The sequence below is a fragment of the Moorena sp. SIO3I6 genome (assembly GCF_010672095.1).
The window spans coordinates 1-2,625 of sequence record NZ_JAAHHU010000618.1; the positions used below are offsets into that span (position 1 = coordinate 1).

Annotated in this window: 1 protein-coding gene; it reads right to left on the reverse strand. The window is 43.6% G+C overall.

The annotated features are described in order from the left end of the window. A partial coding sequence (locus F6K49_RS40370) for a mechanosensitive ion channel domain-containing protein (protein WP_293106461.1) occupies window positions 1–1,705 on the reverse strand: 1,705 nt, incomplete at its 3' end. Window positions 1,706–2,625: the final 920 nt, after the last annotated feature.

Consider the following 2,625-nt stretch of genomic DNA (forward strand, 5'->3'; position numbering starts at 1 on the left):
CAGCCAATTCACCGGTATCAATCCAAGGGCCTGGATCTTTCAATACTAAAGGATGAGAGTTAGCAATATCCTTAAGAACTTGGATCGCTTGAGTAATACTATTGTGGTAGCTGACCCTTACCGTGATAAAGATAGCGCGGACGGGGCTACTGGTTTCATTCTCGATAACGTTACCCCAGACTGAATTGTTGGGCACAATAATAATTTTATTTTGATAAGTCTTGATGGTGGTACAAATTAAGTTAACATCCTGAACATTACCTCTTACTCCAGCTACTTCAATGATATCCCCCACATCGAAAGGTTTATATAGCAAAATCATTAAGCCATTGGCCAAGTTACCGAGGGTACTTTGGAACGCAAACGCTACCACAAAACCAGCAGCTCCAATCATAGCGATCAGTGGACCAATACTGACCTCTAGGGCAGTAATCCCTAAAATAATACCCACCACAAATAATCCTTGGCGGGTTAGAGTAACCAAGAACTGACCCAGCATAACTGAGATATTTGGGAACATTCCCAAAGATTTCTCGAGTACTGTTCCTAAGATTACCGAGAGGATGCTAAAGCCAGCAATGATTCCTATACATTTGCCAATGTTATTGGCCCAGCGCTGACCTCCTTCTTTAGACTGGAGCCAGCCAACGATAGTAATCCAGGTTCCTTGAGTGTCGGTTACATCAACCTTAATCCCACTGATGGCATTGACGTATTTTTGGTACAACTTGACATCACCACCTTTAAGTTCCAGCTCTTCAAGTACCACCTCAAAGCGATCGCTTAAACCAGCCCGTTCATCCCGGAGTTTCGTGATGTTGACCAGTACTTGTTTTTTTACTTCGGTCTTGGCCTCGACCGCTTCTTCTATCTTTTCTTGAGCTTTGTCCAGTCCCTGTTCAGTCTTTTTCTGCTGTTGTTCATCCGTAACGACTTTGTTGCTAATTGTCCCAATCTGCTCTTGAACCTTCGCAACTTCCTCGTCTGAGGTTTTGGCTTTATTTTTATCCTCTTCCGTACTTTCAACTGCTTGATCAATCGCCCCTTGCAAGGTTTTATCCTGCTGGGTCTTTTTTTCTTCTTTTACCGCTTCTTCTACTGACTCCTGAGCTTTTTTGAGAGCTTCCTGTGCTTCAACAGCCGCGTCATTAGCTTCAACGGAAGCTGATGGCGATGGCTCAGTCTCTATTTTTTCTTTAGTGTCTTTGGCTTCCTCAAGAGCCTTTTTGGCATCTTCTAGGGCATCAACAGCTTCCTTAGATTGTTGAAGCTCTCGATTTTTGCGCTTGACAGCAATTTCCGCATCGCTGAGTTCTTTAACTTTAGTTTTAAGCAAGAACATCCACCCCTGAGCTTCACCCTCTAGCTCATCCTTAGTCAATGGCTTGAGCAATAGCTCTAGCTCCTCAATCGGAATAGTTGGATCTTCAGTTGTAACTGCTTTCTGATTAGGTGCATTAGTGCTTTGTTGAGCTTGGACAGGTAACCACCATGCCCCAACGATTAAGAGACTGCCAAACAAAATGCTAATTTTCTTTTGTCGGTAACGAATCATTAGTTTTTCGTGTTGATAAGACGTTAATGAAGAGGTAACGTGTATAGTTTGGTTCACTGTTAAGTGTGAACCAGCGATGCAGCGCGGTCTTGGGGAGGCAGCGCGGTCTTGGGGGTCTCCCCCATGAGCGACTGCCGTGGTTTCCCCCACTCGCGCTTTGCATCAAGACAATGAAGATGCAACCTGTATAGTTTGGTTCACTGTTGTGTGAACCGTTGAGTGTGAACAGTTGCTCCCCGATTACCCCCCGAAGATCGGCAGGGCTGTAACATTGCTCGATCTAGACTGAGGGGGGTAGAGCACCAGAGGAGCGGATCTGAATTTTCCGCAAATCTTGGGGATTTTAACAGAATTTATCCCTTTCTAATTCTGTGTATCTAACCAAGAAATGAAGAGCCGGGGGCAGTCAATAGTGGCTGCATCTCACTGTCTTGATCCCAAGCGCGAGTGGGGGAAACCACGGCAGTTGCTCATGGGGGTTCCCCCCATGACCGCGCTGGATCCCCAAGACCGTGCTACCTCGCTGCATCGCTTTTGGAAAAATACGACCATTGAAGGCTAAAACACTTCTCCAGTTCCTTGAGTTATAGATTTAGAACGTTAAGATGCACCTGTGAATAGTGAAAATTTTACACTCAACTATAAATAGTTAATAATGCATAGATAGCCTTTTATTGGCTCAAATCAAGGGATATGCTTATTTTTGACCAAAATTTTTCATCTAACTTACATCTTGGACAAAAATTTTGGCCAATCTTCCCTGAGCACCGACTAGGATTTTATCATATCTTTATTTACCTGGCTGCTAATTAGAGCATCCTTTAACCAATATTCCGCACTTCACCGTGTACTACGTAATTATCAGGATTTATGTGTAGCCTATAAATATAATTATATAATTAAATATTCATACGTAAAAAATCCCCAAGGTACACAGGATTAGCGTATTACTTTGCATACTACAAATTAATCTGCGGAATGTGGGGTTTAACCCTTGGGGAGAGAGCTATGGAGCGCAAGGAGTTGCTATCTGGGCATGACTTCTTCTAGGGGAAGGTCATTGTCTTTAA